A 19,982-nucleotide genomic window follows, 5' to 3' on the forward strand; every position below is an offset into this window, starting at 1 on the left:
AAAATGGGGGTTGTAAGGAGGTTCTATTTTACTGCAATTGCGCTTTTTGTGTTTTTACACATAACTTACAGCCAGGCAGATTCCCTTGTTCTTGACACTGATCATAAAGAGTTCTTGGTAGGCGAAATCAAGAAAATGGAAAGGAGTGTTCTTGAAATCGATGCGCCATATGGTGATGAGAATTTTAAAATCAAGTGGTCCAGCATCAGGGAAATTTATACGCAATCCAAATTTGTAGTAAGCATAAAGGATAGGATATACAGGGGAAGGCTAGCCTCCCTTCCGGATCAAAAAATAAAGATCTTTGATAATGATACCATATATGCCACCTGTAAAAAGGACGACATAGTCTATCTCAATCCATTCAAAGAAAAGTTTTCCGATCGCTTCGGTGCTATGGTAGAGGCAGGATTTAATGTGACCAAAGCCCAGGACCTGCGTCAGTTTTCACTGAGGAGCTCCATCAGCTATAAAACCGATAAATGGACGGCCGATGCATCTTATAATATCATAAGATCCAGCCAGGACAATGTAGAACCCGTAAAACGTACCGACGGCCTATTGAACTACAGGCGTATTCTACCTAAAAACTGGTATTTGATTGGTACTATAGCCACCCTATCCAATACGGAGCAGCGCATTGACCTGAGGGCCAACTCCCAACTGGGTATCGGGAAATTCATCCTGAGTTCAAACAGGGCCTACTGGGGGGTAAAGACAGGGGTTAATAATAACCTTGAACGCTTTTCTGACGATTCTTCAAATCGCAACACCTGGGAAGCATACCTGGGAACCGAAGTGAATTTATATGATATTGGCGACCTCAACCTGTCTTTTTTATATATGGGTTATTCCGGACTGACTGATACCGGAAGATATCGGGCAGATATCAATTTTGATGCGAAATACGACCTGCCTCTGGACTTTTTTGTCCGTATGGGCGTCTCCCTGAATTATGACAACCAGCCGGCCGAAAACGCCAGCGATACGGACTATATTGTCCGGACAGGTATCGGCTGGGAATGGTAACTATTTTCAGGTATTATTTTCATTCTTAGAAAGATCAGTACCTTCTGGTGGATATTTAATACTTCCTTTCAGGGACGCAATGGTATCGGCGTCAAAATTGGGTAACTTCAACTCATTATTTTCGATCCATTCCCTTACCCGCTTTTCAGCTTCCTCCTTTTTTTCCTGGGAAAGCCCCTGATCTCTGGACAAGTAGAGCGTTTGTGAAGGGAACGCAAATCCGCTCCCGCTGTCTTCAATTACTTTCGCAAGCCTCAGGTTGATATCCTCCTGTATCCCCAAAAAGTCATTCCAGTCTTCAGCATGAGTATAGGCAAATAATTCAACTTGCAGGGAATCACTACCATATCCGAGAAAACGCACGCGCGCCGGGTCCGGATCTACTTTTGGATGTGCATAAAGGATCTTCCTTAGTTCCACCAGGATATAGCGCATCTGATCCGCGGTAGTCTCATATCGCAAACCTAAAACGGTGTGATACCAGAACATATCCCGCTTTGCATAATTCTCAATTAACTGGGTAGAGAAGTCGGCATTGGGTATGGTCACCAGAGTACGACTCAGAGTTCTTATCCGAGTAGAAAACATGCCTATCTTTTCTACCGTACCCAGGGTATCTCCAAATTTGCAGAAGTCCCCCACACTTACGGGCTGGTCAAAGACCACGGACAAGCCCCCTACAATATTTTCAATGGTCTTCTGAGCCCCCAAAGCCAGCGCAATACCACCAATGCCAAGGGCAGCCAGACCAGCCGTAACATTTACTCCAACAGTGTCTAAAGCGATTAACAGGGCAACTAGAACCAGGATAAACTTGGCGCTGTTCCTGAAAAATGAAATGGCGGAAAGCCCCCCAAAGCGGTTACTCTCCCGCAGGCGCTGTTCCCCATAGGAAGACAGGGTATTGATCAATAACCACATGAATATAAACAGGGCGATCCAAAGCAGGATTACATTGACCACACCAAAAGCCTGCCTGACCACGATAGAAATCCCAAAGGCCCGGGCCACATAAACTAAAATGGCCACAACAAGAACAAGGCGCAAGGGGATTAAAAGTGTTTTAAGCACTTTGCCATGCTCACTTTTTGTAAAATTCTTCCACCATAAACGAACAAACCAACCGAGGAATAAGGTGATCAACCAGGCCACTAAATACGAGCCCAATCCTATGAGGATTATCCCTATCCAGTCCCTTACAGGGCCTCCCTGCCACCTTGAAGACAACATACCATCGGAAGGCGGCTTCTCCAAAAACACCTCATCATTGGCATATTCCTCATAAGTGAGTACCTGCAGTGTTTTCCATGAAAACAACCATTTCTTTTGATTATCCTCAGTAGTTATAAGTTCCAGCAGTAGCGGGATTTCATTCCCCTGCAGCACTATAGTACCCACTTCTTCAAATACCGGATTAAGGCCATCGTTCAAATTCCCATCCGGATTGCTGCTTATCAGATTGATGGGCAATACCTGCCCGCTGCGGTCCAGGGCCAGTTCCAGTTTCCTGACCAGGTTTTTTACCTCAGATTCAAGATCCTTATTGGGAAATGTTGATAGATCCATGTATTGGGCAGCCTGAAGCCGATTTTCTCCGGCAAGGGATTTGAAGAAACCCCGTACTGTACCTTTTGGGTTAGACCTGCCCAGGGGATCGGAATTCTCTTTGGATTCTTTTGTCTCGGTAGTATCTACCGACGGAGGCCTTAATAATTGACTGGCATTGGCACTATACGACGATAGTATCGCAGCAACAATTACAAATAAGATAAGTAATCTGTTCATTCCTTAATATTTGTTTTGGATAACCATCTTACCCATTTCTTTTTCTATTAACCTACAATATCGTACAAATCATTATAGAAATCAATCTACTCGATTTTCGATTTTAGAAGAAAATAGAAGAAATGCGGAATAATTAAGATGCTAAAACAGATCTCTAAAGAAAAATCGCGTGCAATAAAGCCAGCAATGGCAATCACTTCTTAGCAGGAAGCACATACAGGGGCACCTTTGAATTCTTCAGCAGGTTCTCGCAAACACTACCCACCATAAGTTCATAAAGCATACTACGGCCATGGCTTCCTAACACAATGAGGTCTATTCCCAGTTTTTCCACCTCATGGTGGATGGTTTCCATAATTTCACCCTGCACTAGAAGCACCTCGCAGTTTACACCTTCGGAAATTACCCTGGACTTGTATTCATCGAGTTTGTGGTGCTCATCCAACAGGTGTTCCGCACGGGCGTCCCTTATATATTTGGGGCCCACATCATAGCCAATGAATTCGGGATCGGGCCGTGCAACATGCACCAGCCAGCACTTGGCGTCATAAACCTTTGACAATTCTGCTGCTTTGGCAACAATATCTTCAGTTACTGAAGAGAAATCGATTAACCCTAAAATATTCTTCGACATGATTTAAAAATTAAAACTGAAAATAAATGAATTGTTCTCCAGGTGTTTGTGCTATCAGCAACAGGAACAGCATAACCGCCCAGACTATACTCAATAACCACCAGGGTGTTTTTTCAGACACCGCTTTTACGGAGGTATTTCGCATCAACCAGTGGACGATAAAAAGTAATCCAATAACCAAAAAGGTAATCCACAGGTCTAATGAAGATACCACTTTTTCGCCTGATTGCATAAAGAACATGGAACCTAAAATATCCATAGCCGTTCCAAAATCTTCCGCCCGGAAGAATACCCAGGTAAAGTTCACACAGGTATATGTTAGAAAAGCCAGCACAATCCCGTTCCATGCGTTGATTTTTAGTGTGATATGCATCTTCAAAAAACGCTCAACCATGAGGTAGAATCCGTGTAAGCCTCCCCAGATAACAAAGGTCCAGGCCGATCCATGCCACAAACCTCCTAGCAACATGGTTAGCGCCAAATTTATGTAAGTTCGGGTTGGGCCCTTTCGGTTTCCTCCCAGCGGGATATACAAATAATCGCGCAGCCAGCTGGAAAGTGTTATGTGCCAGCGCCTCCAGAGATCAGAAAAACCGATGGCGGCATAGGGGTATTTAAAGTTATCCGGGAGGATTATACCCAGCATAAGCGCAATACCTATAGCACAGGTAGAATACCCGGCAAAATCAAAAAAGATCTGGCCGGAGAAGGCCAGCGTACCTGCCCAGGCATCCAGGGAATGTAACACCTTGCCGGCGCCAAAAGCATTGTCTGCTGTTTGAGAAAGCAAAACATCTGCCATGATCACCTTTTCGAATAATCCCAGTGTCAGCAAAAAGAAACCCCAGAAGAATTGTTTGGTTGTGGCCCTTTTGGGTGCATAGAACTGAGGAATAAGCTCCGGAGCCCTTACAATTGGTCCGGCCACCAGCTGAGGGAAGAAGGTTACGAACAGGGCAAAATCCAGGAAGGTTTTGGCCGGCTTGTTCCTCCTGTAGTACATGTCTATGGTATAGGACATGGTCTGGAAGGTATAGAATGAGATTCCCATAGGCAACAGGATATCCGGTGCAGCGGCTTCGTATTCGACACCCACGGCATTAAGCAGCATCGTAAAATTCTCGAGTAAAAATCCACCGTACTTAAAAAACGCCAGGAAACCAAGGTTTACAATAATACTGAGGTAGAGCCACATCTTTCTTTTGCGCTCATTGGTCTCCGTATATAACTTGTTCCCAGCGGTCCAGTCTACCACTGTAGATATCCAGAGCAGGAGGATAAGCGGGGGGTTCCACATGGCATAGAACAAATAACTGGCCAGGAGGAGGATTCTTTTTTTGTTGGTCCATTTAATGGGGCTGTAGTACAGCGCCAGGACCACTACTAAGAAGACAATAAATCCAAGGGAGTTGAATAACATCTTTTATGGTTTGGTTGGTGTGGTTGAATTGTTTATAAAGCGCCGTCCTTCAGCATTTGTGCGGCAACATCAAGGGTGAATTGTTTGGCGTCTGGTGTATTCAGGTGCGACCACTCCGGCGGGGTATACTTGTTCATAAAAGAGTAATCCTGGAAGTGGTAGCCAAAACTGCCGGTCTGCTCAACAAGCTGGTCAAAATACATGTCCCTGGGAAAGGCTTTACTCTCTATATCGAGAAACAGGTCTGAAGAGGGGCACCTTACGAATATTACCTGCCCTCCCCGTTCTTCAAATGCCTTGACAAGGCCTACGGTCATGGCTATTGTACCTTTTCTTCCCTCCTCAATTACCTCCGGAGGTGGAAGGGCTTCGGGAGGAACATTAACCGCATCCTTCCAAACTTCTGTTACCATTTTGGCGTATTCCGGATCGGTATCGGCCCTCCACATAGTAATATTCCGGTCCCAATCCAGATACTGGAACATAGGGAAAGGAGGTTCCCCAGGTACACGTGCAGGTAATTGGATTTTCCATTCCAAAAGGGTTCTCGGATCTAGTTCGTTATAAAATGTTTCCGGGCTGGCACACAGGAAGGCAAAGGTGTTCTGCAATGGCTTTTTCACCGTATGCGTCCAGCGGTCTGCCCAGGTCCTGCTGTGATAATGATCCAGTAACTTTTGTGCACGCCGGAAGAAAAACTGGTCCATTGTTGGCGGACTGAAATACAACGGGGGGGTTATACCCAGGATAATCTTCCCGGAATAACTACTGTTTTCCACGATATCTTTCAGTGCAGCGATGGGGTTGGTTCCCGCAGCGGCCAGCATTACTGGTCTTCGACCGGTTACGGACTCAAATTCGTCCAGCTGGAAATCAAAAAGTACACGGGAAGAACCCAGCAGTACCACATCATCTTTTCCCAAATTCTCAATACTTGCACGGTGTTCCGCATAAAGATGCTTGTCGTCTTCAGGGGCAATAGGATACCCTTCACTCCTCCAGTGCAATTCCCAGAAAATTAATGTGACCAGGGTTAGGCCCAGTGCGAGGAATACGGTTTTTTTATTCATGCCAAAATACGTTTAAAGCCCTCCTGGTCTAATTGCCATGATAAAACCAGCAGCATTTAATTAATAGTAATTCTGATCATGATATCGCACAGGTTTCCTCCATTATCAACTTATAAAGGACACCTTCTTGCGCTATCGAAATAGGCAGGAATAAGGTTGGTTGTTTTGGTGGCTGATTTAAATATAGGTGATTTTCGTTAACATATTCTCGGATGTCCCGGTATATTTTCAGTAAATGACCGATTAAATATGTTATGTGTAAGATGTTTCTCTCATTTTTCGATATCCTGAACAAGTTTCATAAATCGACAAAACATTCCTTTAATCGTGCTGAAGACAAATGTGCACCCGTCGACATAAGGTACATTTCCCCGTTTTTAGGCTAAGAAAGGGGCAAAAAGCTGTAAAATCCCGCGTTTTATCTAAAAGTCCGGACCAGTATGATACCTCACCATAATTTGTGATGGTATATCTCAAAACCCCCGAATATGAAACTTAAGATTAACCTTGTTGAAGTTGGGCGTTTCTTAATCTGTCTGGGAATAGCCTTTGTTGGGTGGCTTTACATGTGGAATACCGGTTCCATTTTCTAGACCGGCCTACCTCCCAATTACTAATTATCATTTAATAGGTAGCGGTATAGTTCTGATGGTGCCGGACAGCCCAGTTGATCCATGATCTGCTGTAGTTGTGTCCTGAGCATAGCAATGGTATGCATTCCCCCTTCCCTGCCCAGTGCGGCTACGCCATACATAAAGGGCCTTCCTATAAATGTAAAGTTGGCCCCTGAGGCCATTGTACGGGCAATATCCGGTCCGGAACGCAGTCCCCCATCCATCATAATCACCGTTTGGTCACCATAGAGCCAGGCCAGTCGTTTTAAGGTAGATATTGTAGCTTCTCCTGCATCCAGTTGCCTGCCTCCATGGTTGGAGATGATGACTCCATCCATTCCCAGTTTTATGGCCTTTTTCATATCATAGGAGGAGGCTACACCCTTGAGCACCAGCTTTCCCTTCCAGCGGTCACGGATAGGTCCTATTTTTTCTTCGTTTAATCTTTTGTCAAAGGTTTGGTCCATAAACTGCCCGAGCTGACTAAGGTTAAGATTCCCCGGCATGTAGGGATCCAGGTTGGCAAAGCGGGGGGCTCCCTCTTTCAGGGTGGCCATAGTCCATTTGGGCCTGGCAATCATCTGTAAAATATTTCGGAGGGTAAGTCGTGGGGGCATGCTCAATCCACTTCGGATCTCTTTCGGCCTGTAGCCAAAGGTCGGGACATCGCACAAGAGCACCAGGACTTCTACTCCTGCAGCTTCAGCGCGTTTAATAAGGTCGTCCCGCATCTCATCTGAAGCCGGGTGGTAGAACTGAAACCAGGCCTTGCCTTCGGTAATCTCACTGATCTCTTCAATGGCCGTAGTTGCCACAGTGCTTAAGATAAAGGGAATATTCTGTTCAAAAGCAGCTTTTGCCAGTATCCTGGAGGCACCGGGCCAGATCAGGCCCTGCAGTCCAATAGGTGAAATCCCAAATGGAGCACTATACGTATGCCCGAACAGGGAGGTGGACAAATCTGCCCCGTTAAAGTTGCTGAGATAATCGGGCTGAAGTATTACCTCCCTGATCTTTTGGGTATTCCTGTGCAGGTTAACCTCCTCATTGCACCCGCCATCCAAATAATCAAAGGCAAATCCGGGAATGCGATTCCTGGCCTTTTCCCTCAGGTCTTTCACTCTGGGAAAGCGGTGGTCAAACTGTATTTTATCCTTGTTCCTCATGTCTGGCTGTCAATAAAGGTAGGAATTCCTCAGGTCTAATTGATGAGCCAATCAAAGAGCAAGCTCTGATCCACCAGCATATCGTCAAAGGGCGTATAAAAACCCCTTCTCATTCAAAAACAGGTACTTTGGAATTAGTTTATTTGAATAACTAACGTATTCCCCCTACTATTACCCAATATACAATTAGGCACAAGGCTTATAATTTTGCCTTAACTTTAGTCTCCTGCAAATCGCATAGGTGTATACGATAGTCGACATAGAAACCACTGGCAACGGGATCAAGGGAAACAAGATCACTGAAATATCCATTTTCAAGACGGATGGCGAGCAAATTCTCGACGAGTTTACTTCCCTGGTTAACCCGGAATGCGAAATTCCTTACTTTATCACCGGCCTTACCGGCATTGACAATTTCATGGTGCGCAATGCCCCTACCCTTTCCGAAATAGCACCGCAGATAGAGGAGATTACACGGGATTCGATTTTCGTGGCACACAGCGTTAATTTTGACTATCACGTCATCAAAAATGAGTTTGCCCTTATTGGAAGGGCATTTGTTCGTAAAAAGCTTTGTACGGTGCGCCTGGCAAGAAAGGCATTTCCCGGATTTTCTTCCTACAGTCTTGGAAAATTGTGTTCGTCCCTTGAAATACCCATTACAGACCGCCACCGGGCAAGGGGGGATGCAGAGGCCACCACTACTCTTTTTCATAAGGTTCTTGCACAACCCGATTCGGATTCTCTGATCAGTTATTTTTTAAATGCCCGGTCGCAGGAGGCTACATTGCCCCCTGGCCTGTCCCGTGAAACTTACGAGCGCCTTCCCAAAAAACCGGGGGTCTATTATTTCAAAGACCACAAAGGAGAAATTATCTATGTGGGCAAGGCTAAAAACATTCAAAAAAGGGTACTGGGGCATTTTTACGACCGTTCTGAAAAAGAAATGAGGCTATGCAGGGAAACTACCGATATCAGCTTTGAACTGTCAGGGAGTGATTTGCTTGCTCTTCTTATGGAATCGGCAGCCATTAAGCATCATTTTCCCCGGTATAATCAGGCACAAAAGCGCAACACCCTGCCCTATGGGATATTTTCATATGAAGACCGAAATGGCATCATACACCTGGCCTTTGAGCGCTTGTCCAAAGTTAAAAGGCCGATAGCGGTTTTGCGTAACAGCACGGAATGCCGGTTATTTCTGGAGGAGCTATGCAAGGCGTATGAACTGTGCCCTCGATACTGCCACTTACAGGAAAATGTGAGGAAGTGCTCTCATTTTCGAATATCGAGTTGCCGTGGGATATGCCGGGATGAAGAAACAGCAGATGCCTACAATAAACGGGTAAGCAGGGCTATAAAGGACTACCGAAGGCAACAGGAAAACCTGATTATCAGGGAAAAGGGAAGGACTGCAGATGAAAAAGCCGTGGTATGCATCCAGGATGGGTGTTACAAGGGGTATGGATTTGTAAGCAGAGAGGCTGTCATAAATTCAGTTGAGGATCTTATGGCATTCATCATTCCACAGAAAGATACCATTGAGGCGCGTCAGCTGATTGCGGCCTATTTAACCCGTCATCCGGATAAAGGCTTGCCCATGGATTTGAAGCAGGCCCAGGCCTAACCTGTAAATCTTCAATCCGGGAAAGATAGAGGCTTTATTTATCTATCTCCCGGTACATCCGGATCACAAATAAAAGCCAGATCATAAAAATTATACCTACCACAATAGAGTAGCCCAGGATAAACGCAATCACTTTCTATACTTTAAGTAATTCATAAAACCGAGAATGGTTGGTGCCCAGAAAGCGATAAATATGGCTTCCAGTTTGTTTCCTGTGAGAAAAAGATATTCGGATACTATAATTATAGAAAGGACCACAAGCAGCATTATAAAGCTCATAGTCCCTATTTTCCCAATAAAATTCTTTAACATATCTAGGATTTAATGTGCTCTCCTAAATATAGCTATAAATTCCATACACACTTAGTGATCAGAAAATAATACGCAAAGCCTGGACGATAAAATGCCTGCACCTGAGCCTTAAATAATGTGCTACTTGCGCTTTCCACTGTTCATAAAGCTCACCAGCGTAGCGACCAGGGCAATCACAACAAAGGCAAAAACAGCAATCATAATTATGCCATTGCTCCAATCTGCTAAGGGAATCAGAAATGATTTCATAATTAAATATATTCCATTAACACCACGAAATTAAGTAAGAGGCCCTCCTGAAAATATGACCAATATCACGCCGGACAATCTCGTTCTGATGTACTTGACTTCAGGGATTCTCCAGCTAGTCCCTATTTTCTGCGTTTGATGGAATTGATCCCCAACAGTCCATAAAGCGGACAGAAACCGGTAAGGCTGGTTAGGAAAAAAACTACAGCCACTGCAATCAGGATATAAGCCCATGGTCCTTGAAGCACATCATAGTAGACCAGCAGGGCTACAGCTACTGCTACTAAAAAACGAAGGACCTTGTCCCATCTTCCCATGTTTGTTTTCATCGTGTATTTCGTTTAGCGATTCCTGATAAAAACTAAAAGTATAGGCAATGCCGTATTAAACCTATGATAAATATCAGGACTGCCTGGTGCTCGGGCAAACGAAATCTGTAGTGGGTAAGCATGCTTTCTTCATTGCCGTAAAGCCCCCGGCGATATCGACTAAATTATGGATGCCCCGGCTCTTCAATATGGAAGCAGCGATCACAGAGCGGTAACCGCCTGCACAATAAACATAAAAGGGTTTATCCGAAGGGAATTCTGCGAGGTGATCATTCAGGACAGACAATGGGGTATTAACAGCATCCTCCAAATGCTCTGCGGCAAACTCACTTTCTTTGCGTACATCAAAAACCTGATTTTCTTTTTTGGCCAGGATTTCGCTGATCTCTTCCGGAGCCTCAGATTCAAGGCTGTCAGTTTCCTTTCCTGAGGCAATCCAGCTTTCGAAACCACCTTCCAGGTAACCCAGGGTGTTATCGAAGCCTACCCTGGAGAGACGGGTAACCGTTTCCTCTTCATTCCCCGCCGGAGTTACCAGCAGTATGGGTTGCTTCACATCGGCAATTAGAGCACCCACCCAGGGGGCAAAATCACCTTTAAGACCTATAAAAATTGATCTTGGGATATGCCCCTTTACAAACTCATCCTGATGCCTTACATCCAGGATCACGGCAGCGGTTTCATTGGCCCGTGCCTCAAAAGCTTCCGGGGACAAAGCGCGCGTTCCCCGCTCCAGAATCTCACCTAAATCTTCGTAACCTTCCCGGTTCAGCTTTACATTGGCAGGGAAGTACTTAGGGGGTGGCAAGAGCCCTTCAGTAACTTCTCTGATAAACTCTTCCCGGGTCATATCCGCCCTGAGGGCGTAATTCATTTTTTTCTGGTTGCCGAGGGTGTCCACGGTCTCCTTCATCATATTCTTACCACACGCAGAACCCGCACCATGCGCAGGGTATACTATTACGTCATCGGCCAGTGGCATAATCTTGCTTCGAAGGCTATCGAAGAGCATACCCGCCAGCTGCTCCTGGGTCATATCAGCTGCCTTCTGAGCCAGATCCGGCCTTCCCACATCTCCAAGGAATAAGGTATCTCCTGAAAAGATGGCGTGGTCTTTACCATTTTCATCAATCAGCAGATAAGTGGTACTTTCCATGGTATGCCCTGGTGTGTGCAGGGCCCTGATCCTGATCTTACCCAAAACAAATTCCTGTTGATCTTCTGCTATTATGGCTTCGAAGGAGGGATTGGCAAGGGGACCGTAGACAATAGGTGCGCCGGTTTCCTTTGAGAGGGTAACATGACCGCTTACAAAATCGGCATGAAAATGCGTCTCAAAGATGTACTTAATGTCTGCCCCAGATTCATGGGCACGCCTCAGGTAGGGTCCGGTTTCCCGTAAAGGATCTACAATAGCCGCTTCCCCTTCACTCTCTATATAGTAAGCACCCTGTGCAAGGCATCCGGTATATATCTGTTCTATTTTCATGTCACAGTCAATTTTTGGCCAAAAATAATGTATTTCCCATGCAATTCGGTAACCCTAGTTACCTGACTTTTTTGTTTGCTGGGTTACTTTTTTCTGTATAGGCGACAGCGCTTCCTTCCCATCAAAATAGGCCACAGCCTCAACAATCCGCACAAACAGGTGTGATTTGGGAATAACGTTTATCAGTTCACTGTTAAAAATAATGTCGCGAAGTGGGCCAATGGCCCCGGTTATATAAAATTCCCTGCCCTCTTCACGCAGTTTGGTAATAGCTTTAAGAAGCATCTGGGTAGCTGTCGAATCTATATAATTTATAGGTTCTGCATTGAGGATAACCGCCTTCAACGCCGGTCCTTTTTCCTTTACATATTTGAAAAGCTGCCTCTTGAAAAAGCTGCAATTCCCAAAATACAGCTGATCGTCAAAACGGATTATTAGCAAATCCTCCCTGATATGCTGATCCTCCGAAAACCTATCAACATTCCGGTAATAATCAGTACCCCTGATGTTCTCCAGTATGGCAAAATGAGGTTTGGACGTACGATGCAACATCAGCACTAACGACAGTAGAACTCCTATAAGAATTCCCTCCGTAATCCCTACAAACAACGTAAGCAGAAAAGTCCCCACTAAAATGAAGAATTCATCCCTGCGCCTGAACCACAGGATACGGGCATAGGCAACATCGATCAACCTGAATACCGTAACCATGATAATACTTGCCAGCACAGCCTTTGGCAGAAAATAGAATACAGGTGTAAGGAATAGCAAAGTAGCCACTACTACAAGGCCGGAAATTAAGCCAGACAGGTTAGACCGGGCTCCAGCATCGTATAGCAGTGCAGAGCGGGAAAAACTTGCGGTAACGGGGTATGACTGGAAAAAGGAACCTATCATATTGGACAGGCCAAGCGCACGTAATTCCTGATTGGCATCCAAACGGTCTTCATTACTCTTATCTTCAATGCCCTTGGCAATGGAAACAGCCTCCAGGTAGCCAATCATGGCCAAGGTCAGGGCTATCGGCCAGAGCTTCTCCACCAGTTCCACATTCAATTCAGGCATTGAAAAGCCAGGCAGGCCCATAGGAATAGCACCCACCAAACGCACACCTTTCGCTTCCAGGTTGAACAGAAAGGCTGCTGATATTCCCAGTACCACCACCAGCAGGATCCCGGGAAACCTGGGGTTCCACTTACGGATCAGGATAATTATCAATATGCCCAGCAGTCCTATTGTAAAATCAATGGGCTGTATGTGCGGCAGGGCCTCAAATGCATTAATGATCAATTCGTAGATTCGATTGCTTTCCGCTATTTTCGCCCCGAAAAGGTGCTTTAGCTGGCTTAGCATAATAATCAAAGCTGCAGCCGAAATGAAACCGCTGATCACCGGCCTTGACAAAAAATTTACGAGAAACCCCATTCTAAGCAGGCCCAGTACAAGTTGGATGGCCCCAACAAAAAAGGCAAGGGCAATAGCGAGTGCTATGTACTCTGCAGGGCTACTAGCACCGATTATACCCAGACCAGCCGCAACCAAAAGGGAATCCATGGCTACAGGACCAATGCCAAGGTACCTGGATGTTCCAAAAAAAGTATAAACCAGCAACGGAAAAAGGGAAGCATACAGACCATAAACCGGGGGTAATCCGGCAATCATGGCATAGGCCATACCCTGTGGAACCAGCAGTATCCCAACCGATAAACCCGCTCCAAGGTCACGGGGAATATCCGCCCTGGTATATCGGGATATCCAGTCCAATACAGGTAAAAAGCCTTGCATGATCCAAAGGTACTACTTAATCAGAAATTCGGATAGCAGTTTGGGTAAGTGGTATTACAGGTCAAGTACCTTGATCTGGTTCCGGTTGAGCTTGATCTTCCCTTCTTTCTCCAGGCTTTTCAAAAGTCTGGAAATGACCACCCTGGACGTATGCAGGTCATGGGCAACCTGGAGGTGTGTAGCATAAATAACATCGTCATGGGTCACCATGGCTTTATCCCTGAGGTATTTGAGCAGGCGCTCATCCATTTTCATAAAAGCAAGGGTGTCTACGGTCTCCAGTAATTCCGACAGCCGGGTATGATAGCTGTCCAGGATAAATCGCCTCCAGCTGGTATACCGGCTTAGCCATTCTTCCATTTTTTCAATGGGGATCATAAGCAGTTCGGTATCCGTCTCTGCAACTGCCCGGATCTCGCTTTTGCCTGTGCCCATACAACAGGAAAACGTCATGGCACAGGTATCGCCTTTTTCGATAAAATAGAGGATAAGCTCATCTCCCACCTCATCTTCCCGCATAACCTTAATGGCCCCGCTAAAAAGAAGGGGCATGGCGGAAATGGATTGTCCGATATCCATCAGTGTCTCTCCCTGCCTGACTTTTTTACAAACCCCAACGGCTTCGATCTCGTTGAGCAATTCCTCTTCGAAAAGATAACCATAATGCCTTTCCAATAATTCGCGCATATCCTTTTTGTTTGGTCAGTTACTGAGGTATTATATGTACCGTGTACAATTTTCCCTCCCGACTAAGGTAGTCAAAACCCTCGTGCAAAAATTGCTGGGATTTGGTATTGGGATAATACGTAACCGGTTCAATGCACAGCATGTTGGGCACCTCTGTCCACAACATAAAGTTATCAAATCCATTTGTCTTTACCGTAATCCTGCACTGGTCCTGCAAAACTAATTCGCAGGCATTCGGAATTTCGAGGGCCCTGCTCCCTGCCTGCATTACCTCACCCAGGGTTATTTCATGTTCACCGGCTTCAATACGGGGGTTTTCCGTAATCAGGTTGAAAGCAGGATGGTATCCCAGCATGTAAGGCATGTCCGCTTCACCCTTTATCTCAAAGGAAACGGTAAGCCCCTTATAAGTCAGTTCAAAGGTCTTGGTAAACTCAAAGGAATAGGGCCATATCAGGTACTGCATGGGCGACCTGTCCGGATACTTGGAGTTCTTAACCACGGTCCCGGCGGTGTAGCTTTTCCGATAGGAAGCCGAATTTTCGGTCACGGAAACCTGCTCGTAATCCAGTTCCCTCAACAGGCCATGCTGATCCTGAATAGCATTGCCTTTGGGTACCTGCACGCGGTAGGCAGTATCTGCCGTGGGGCCTATAATGGGGAACATTTCGGTATCGCTGTGCCCCCAACCCCGTTGTCCCTTCTGGTGAATAAGTTCAAATTTGCCATAGGAATAACCAACCAGTTCACCCTGATCAATTCTAACCGTATGATTACCAGATTTTAAAATGTCCATTGGTATTTCTTTAGCGGCAAGGCCTTGTTAGACACAAAAGATGTATCCCTATTCCATGAACCCCTGTTCCCGCATCCAGTCATCGTTGTAAACCTTGCCCACATAACGGCTTCCGTGATCATGGAACAAGACCACCACAACATCATCCGGAGTAAAATGCTCTGTAAGCTGAAGCACCCCTTTGATCGCTGCACCGGCGGAATTTCCCAGGAACATCCCTTCTTCACGGGCCAGTCTGCGTGTATAAACTGCAGCATCTTTATCCGTAACCTTGGTAAAGCCGTCTATGATATCAAAATTCACGTTTTTAGGAAGGATATCTTCCCCTATTCCTTCGGTTACATAGGGGTATATTTCATTTTCATCAAATATTCCCGTCTCGTGGTATTTTTTAAAAACAGAGCCGTAAGTGTCTACTCCCCAAACCTTGACATCCGGGTTCTTCGACTTCAGGTAGCTGCCCACCCCGGAAATTGTACCGCCGGTTCCAACACCAACCACAAAATGGGTCACCTTTCCTGAGGTCTGTTCCCAGATCTCAGGCCCGGTAGTCAGGTAATGGGCTTTGGAGTTGGAGGGATTATCATACTGATTTACATACCAGGAATTGGGTATCTCAGTTGCCAGCCTCCGTGCTGTGGAATAATAACTCCTGGGATCTTCCGGGGCTACGTCCGTAGGACAGATATGCACTTCGGAACCAACGGCCCTGAGAATATCAATTTTCTCCTTCGATTGCTTATCGTTTATCACGCAAACAATCTTGTAGCCTTTTACTACAGCGGCGAGAGCGAGACCCATTCCTGTATTGCCTGAGGTACCTTCAATAATAGTCCCTCCTGGTTTAAGCAGGCCGGATTGTTCAGCATCTTCAATCATCTGCAGGGCCATGCGATCCTTTACCGAGTTTCCAGGATTAAAGGTTTCGTATTTGGCCAGCACCAGGCAGGGGAGGTCCCTGGTAAGCTTGTTTATTTTCACCAGGGGGGTGTGCCCTATGGTTTCGAGTATAGTATCAGCGTATTCCATGTTGTGCAAAGATAGTATTCCGGGCAAAAAAGACGCTTCGGCTAGTACGTTAAAAAGTTCACAAGATATTGGGGATTATTCGAATTGGATAGCCCTGACCGGAGTAATCCTGGTAATAATTACGGATGGCAGTATCAGCATGAGCAGGCAGAGCAACAATACCCCAAGATTAAGCAACAGCACTGTAGGGATATCCAGTGAAACAGGTATGTAGTCTATATAATATTCCTTGGGATTGGGAAATTTAAAGAGCCTGTAGCGATCCTGCACCCAGATCAGGCCCAGACCAAACAGGTTGCCCCAGAACAATCCCACGCCTATCAGATATGCCGCATTGTAAAGGAATATTCTTCGTATTTGCCAGTTGTGAGATCCCAGTGCCTTCATTATTCCTATCATCTGCGTGCGCTCCAGGATAAGCACTAACAGGGCCGTAATCATATTGATACCACCCACGATGATCATTATTCCAATAATGATAGCGATGTTGAAATCAAAAAGGCCAATCCATTCGAATATCTTGTAATACTTACCCATAATGGTCTGTGTATCCAGCGTGGAAAGGGTCTTTCCATAGATCTCGGCGCTCTTGGTTTCGATGTCATCAAAATTTTCCAGAAAGATCTCAAAATTGCCTATTTGATCTGATTCCCAGCGGTTCATGCGCTGAACATGGCGGATATCCACGAAGAGGTAGGTGCTGTCGAACTCCTCAAAACCGCTGTCGTATATTCCAACCACCTTAAATTTCCTCTGGTTCGGTATTTTGGAAGGGTCTTCATCCCTGAGGAAAAAGGTAAAGAATTCATCCCCTACTCCCAATTGCAAACGATTGGCCATATAGGCCGAAAGCAAAACCTCCTCATTTAATGACCCCTCATAATCCGGGATTTTCCCGGCAACAAGGTATTCCTGAAAGGCAGACCACTTATAATCCGGCCCCACGCCTTTAGCAATAACCCCTTCAAAAGTCTCGGAAGTCCGGATGATACCTGCTTTAGTCGCTACGGCCTGCACATGTGACACTCCCTCAACATTTTTGAACTCCGGGTAAAATTCCTGGTCCAGGGAAACGGGGACTACAGAGACCTCCGAGAGGTTGTTGTCGTAATTGTAGATCTGAATATGACCATTGAAGACCGATACCTTTTCACGAATCTTTTCCTTTAGGCCCACCCCGGTAGCGATAGCCACCAGCATCATGATAACCCCAAGGGCAATGGCCAATACCGCAATTTTTATTATTGGGGCGGATATGCTAATTTTATGATCCCCGCCTTTGATAAGTCTCCTGGCAATAAAAAACGATAAATTCAAGGTAATGCCCTTTATGTCCGGTCTCAAAAATACGTTATTCTTATGGTTTTTGTGGCTGATGGCCTGCGGGAATATAGCCAACGACAAGACCACAGACACAACAGCATCGGGATCGGTATCTGCAGAGGTAGAAAAAGCGATTGTTGTGGCTGCCAACCGTACCTCGGAATACCTGAAGCTTCTGCGCGGAAAGAAAGTCGGCATTGTGGCTAACCCTACAAGCGTAATCTTTAGAGGTCCAACCGATCCGCATCAGGGTTATACGCATCTGATAGACTCCCTGCTATCCCTGGATATTAACATAATAAAGGTTTTTTCCCCGGAACATGGATTCCGTGGCATGGCCGATGCCGGAGAAGCTGTAAAAGATGGGGTGGATACCCAGACCGGATTGCCCATAACCTCTCTTTACGGAAAGAACCGCAAACCAACAGCCTCGCAATTGGAAGGTCTTGATCTGGTCTTGTTCGATATTCAGGACGTAGGAGTTCGTTTCTATACCTATATAGCAACACTGCAACTGGTTATGGAAGCCTGTGCTGCTAAAAACATACCCGTGTTGGTTCTGGACCGCCCCAACCCCAACGGTCATTACGTGGACGGGCCTACTATGGAAAAAGAACACCAGGGTTTCCTGGGAATGACCCCTATCCCACTGGTTTACGGGATGACCATCGGGGAATATGCTATCATGATCAACGAGGAAGGCTGGCTTGAAGGGGGTGTTAAGGCAGATCTGACGGTTATACCGCTTGAAAACTACACACATGAAAAAACCTATTCCCTGCCTATCCGCCCCTCGCCAAACCTGCCCAATGACCAGGCCATAAATCTCTATCCGTCCCTGGGGCTTTTTGAGGGAACCCACGTAAATGCAGGAAGGGGTACGGAATTTCAATTCCAGCGTTTTGGAGCCCCGTTCTTAAGTGAAGAACATTTTGAATTCTCCTATACCCCGGAACCTAATTTTGGTTCAAAAAATCCAAAGCACAAGGGGGAAATTTGCCATGGCTTGGACCTCAGTAAGTATCCCCGGATGAGTGTGGTTTCTTTGAAATGGCTGATATCAGCCTATGAGCACAGCCGCGATCAATCCGCATTCTTTAAAACCTCAGGTTTTACCAAACATGCTGGTACAACCAAACTGCAGTTGGCCATTGAATCCGGTCTGGGGGAAGAAGAAATCAGAAAAAGCTGGCAAGCCGATCTGGCACGCTTTAAGGCCATCAGGGCCAAATATCTGATCTATCCCTGATTATTCTTCTGCTACCGTTGTGGGTCTCCGGTATTTATGAAAGGGTTGTTTAAGCAATCCGGAAATGCTGCCATTTTCAACACGGTCCGGAAAGGTATCCACTCCGTATACAATATTTTCCCGATCAAGTTTCATATAAGTACCAAACATACGATCCCAGATGGAGAAAATGTTCCCGTAATTAGAATCTGTATACGGGAGCACATAATGGTGATGTACCTTGTGCATATCCGGAGATACCAGGATCCAACTGATTATATCATCAACTTTCTTGGGAAGTCGGATGTTCGCATGACTAAATTGCGTAGCCAGCAGGGAAAGGGACTGGTAAAGCATCACTATCCCAATAGGAGCACCAACTATAAAAACTCCGAACAGGGTAAAGCCAAAACGAATAAAGCTTTCAAAAGGATGATGGCGGTTTGCCGTAGTGGTATCTACCTCGTGATCGGTATGGTGCACCAAATGGATCATCCACAGGGGTTTTACCTTATGTTCCACGTAATGGGCTAGATAGGCTCCTATCAGATCCAGCAAAAGCACCCCTAGAAGTGCGTATAGCCAGAGGGGCATTCCTTGGATCCAGTTGATGATTCCAAAATTGTTCGCTGCTACCCAATCGCTGGTTTGCAACAACAGAAAAGCCAGCGCAAAATTGATGATGATAGTCGTCACGGTAAAGAAGAAGTTGGGCAGGGCATGACGCCATTTCCTGTATTTAAAACGAAACAGGGGCACAGCACCTTCCAGTAACCAGAAAAAGCTTATCCCCAGAACCAGCAGGACACTGCGGTGGGATGAGGGGATGGTTTCGAAATAATTCAATATTGCTTCCATAGGCCGCTAAAATACTACATTATCATTATTCAGGAATTCGTTAACCGGGCCTTCATGTTTTCCACAATCTGATAAGCTGCAGGGCAAATCGCAACATTCTTTAGGGTAAGGTTACTAATCTGGTGAAAATTCCTCCGATCGGTATGGGGAAATTCCCGACAGGCCTTCGGGCGAAAATCGTAGATCATACAATGGTTATCGGGACCCAGAAACGTACAGGGCAGTTCCTGCAAAACGTAATCCTGTTCATCATCCACTTGTAAATAGTTTTCAATAAAGACACCCGGTTTCATACGCAACTTCCTGGAAATTCGTTCAATATCGGCCCGGGTAAACAGCGGGCCGGTGGTCTTGCAGCAATGTGCGCATTTGAGGCAATCCGTCCGTTCAAATTCCTCATCATGCAATTCCTGCATCAGGCTATCCAGGTGCCTGGGAGGTTTTTTTCGTAGCTTTTTAAAGAATTGTTTATTCTCCTGATGTGTCTGCGCAGCCCTTTCTTTCAGGTTAGACAAGCGTATTTCCATTTTCTCTTTCACAATGCTTAATGAT

General features: G+C 45.7%; 19 protein-coding genes. 3 read left to right on the forward strand and 16 right to left on the reverse strand.

Going from position 1 to position 19,982, the window contains the following annotated elements; all coding sequences use genetic code 11:
• The first annotated feature begins 3 nt into the window (after positions 1-3).
• A complete protein-coding gene (locus OO016_RS13435; RefSeq protein ID WP_266015019.1) occupies positions 4-1,029 on the forward strand; it encodes a DUF481 domain-containing protein in 1,026 nt (341 codons plus the stop codon).
• A 6-nt stretch (positions 1,030-1,035) separates the two neighbouring features.
• On the opposite strand, the gene OO016_RS13440 is transcribed toward OO016_RS13435, so the two are convergent.
• The 5 genes from OO016_RS13440 to OO016_RS13460 form a co-directional block, all read right to left on the reverse strand.
• Positions 1,036-2,814: a mechanosensitive ion channel family protein gene (locus tag OO016_RS13440; protein ID WP_266015022.1), complete on the reverse strand. Its 1,779-nt coding sequence runs from the start codon at positions 2,812-2,814 to the stop codon at positions 1,036-1,038.
• Positions 2,815-3,007: 193 nt separating this feature from the next.
• Positions 3,008-3,448: a universal stress protein gene (locus OO016_RS13445; RefSeq protein WP_266015027.1), complete on the reverse strand. Its 441-nt coding sequence runs from the start codon at positions 3,446-3,448 to the stop codon at positions 3,008-3,010.
• A 10-nt stretch (positions 3,449-3,458) separates the two neighbouring features.
• On the reverse strand, positions 3,459-4,868 hold the full coding sequence (locus OO016_RS13450) for an MBOAT family O-acyltransferase (RefSeq protein ID WP_266015030.1): 1,410 nt from the start codon (positions 4,866-4,868) through the stop codon (positions 3,459-3,461).
• Positions 4,869-4,900: 32 nt separating this feature from the next.
• Positions 4,901-5,938, reverse strand: a complete 1,038-nt coding sequence (locus tag OO016_RS13455) for a hypothetical protein (protein WP_266015033.1) — start codon at positions 5,936-5,938, stop codon at positions 4,901-4,903.
• A 613-nt stretch (positions 5,939-6,551) separates the two neighbouring features.
• Positions 6,552-7,718, reverse strand: coding sequence for an alpha-hydroxy acid oxidase (locus OO016_RS13460; RefSeq protein WP_266015036.1), 1,167 nt, complete (start codon positions 7,716-7,718; stop codon positions 6,552-6,554).
• 241 nt (positions 7,719-7,959) lie between these two features.
• On the opposite strand from OO016_RS13460, the gene OO016_RS13465 reads away from it, so the two are divergent.
• Positions 7,960-9,345, forward strand: coding sequence for an exonuclease domain-containing protein (locus OO016_RS13465; protein WP_266015038.1), 1,386 nt, complete (start codon positions 7,960-7,962; stop codon positions 9,343-9,345).
• A 129-nt stretch (positions 9,346-9,474) separates the two neighbouring features.
• Here OO016_RS13465 and OO016_RS13470 read toward each other — a convergent pair whose 3' ends face one another.
• From OO016_RS13470 to OO016_RS13510, 9 genes are all read right to left on the reverse strand, one after another.
• A complete protein-coding gene (locus OO016_RS13470) occupies positions 9,475-9,657 on the reverse strand; it encodes a hypothetical protein (RefSeq protein ID WP_266015042.1) in 183 nt (60 codons plus the stop codon).
• Positions 9,658-9,777: 120 nt separating this feature from the next.
• Positions 9,778-9,906, reverse strand: a complete 129-nt coding sequence (locus OO016_RS13475) for a hypothetical protein (RefSeq protein ID WP_266015045.1) — start codon at positions 9,904-9,906, stop codon at positions 9,778-9,780.
• A 122-nt stretch (positions 9,907-10,028) separates the two neighbouring features.
• Entirely contained in the window at positions 10,029-10,235 is a 207-nt protein-coding gene (locus tag OO016_RS13480) for a YgaP family membrane protein (RefSeq protein WP_266015048.1), read from the reverse strand.
• A gap of 73 nt (positions 10,236-10,308) precedes the next feature.
• On the reverse strand, positions 10,309-11,724 hold the full coding sequence (locus OO016_RS13485; RefSeq protein WP_266015051.1) for an MBL fold metallo-hydrolase: 1,416 nt from the start codon (positions 11,722-11,724) through the stop codon (positions 10,309-10,311).
• Positions 11,725-11,778: 54 nt separating this feature from the next.
• Positions 11,779-13,509, reverse strand: coding sequence for a SulP family inorganic anion transporter (locus OO016_RS13490; RefSeq protein ID WP_266015054.1), 1,731 nt, complete (start codon positions 13,507-13,509; stop codon positions 11,779-11,781).
• A 54-nt stretch (positions 13,510-13,563) separates the two neighbouring features.
• Entirely contained in the window at positions 13,564-14,196 is a 633-nt protein-coding gene (locus tag OO016_RS13495; RefSeq protein WP_266015057.1) for a Crp/Fnr family transcriptional regulator, read from the reverse strand.
• 19 nt (positions 14,197-14,215) lie between these two features.
• Positions 14,216-14,992 carry an aldose 1-epimerase gene (locus OO016_RS13500; protein WP_266015060.1) on the reverse strand — a complete coding sequence of 259 codons (777 nt, stop codon included), beginning with the start codon at positions 14,990-14,992 and terminating at the stop codon, positions 14,216-14,218.
• Between the two features lie 48 nt (positions 14,993-15,040).
• Positions 15,041-16,021, reverse strand: a complete 981-nt coding sequence (locus OO016_RS13505; RefSeq protein WP_266015063.1) for a PLP-dependent cysteine synthase family protein — start codon at positions 16,019-16,021, stop codon at positions 15,041-15,043.
• Positions 16,022-16,096: 75 nt separating this feature from the next.
• Positions 16,097-17,338, reverse strand: a complete 1,242-nt coding sequence (locus tag OO016_RS13510) for an ABC transporter permease (RefSeq protein ID WP_266015066.1) — start codon at positions 17,336-17,338, stop codon at positions 16,097-16,099.
• Positions 17,339-17,342: 4 nt separating this feature from the next.
• Between OO016_RS13510 and OO016_RS13515 the strand changes: the two genes are divergently transcribed.
• On the forward strand, positions 17,343-18,593 hold the full coding sequence (locus OO016_RS13515; protein WP_266015070.1) for an exo-beta-N-acetylmuramidase NamZ family protein: 1,251 nt from the start codon (positions 17,343-17,345) through the stop codon (positions 18,591-18,593).
• Here OO016_RS13515 and OO016_RS13520 read toward each other — a convergent pair whose 3' ends face one another.
• Entirely contained in the window at positions 18,594-19,430 is an 837-nt protein-coding gene (locus tag OO016_RS13520; RefSeq protein WP_266015074.1) for a sterol desaturase family protein, read from the reverse strand.
• 29 nt (positions 19,431-19,459) lie between these two features.
• Positions 19,460-19,957: a YkgJ family cysteine cluster protein gene (locus OO016_RS13525; RefSeq protein ID WP_266015511.1), complete on the reverse strand. Its 498-nt coding sequence runs from the start codon at positions 19,955-19,957 to the stop codon at positions 19,460-19,462.
• Positions 19,958-19,982: the final 25 nt, after the last annotated feature.

This window comes from Lentiprolixibacter aurantiacus (assembly GCF_026241225.1).
Lineage (GTDB): Bacteria > Bacteroidota > Bacteroidia > Flavobacteriales > Flavobacteriaceae > Lentiprolixibacter > Lentiprolixibacter aurantiacus.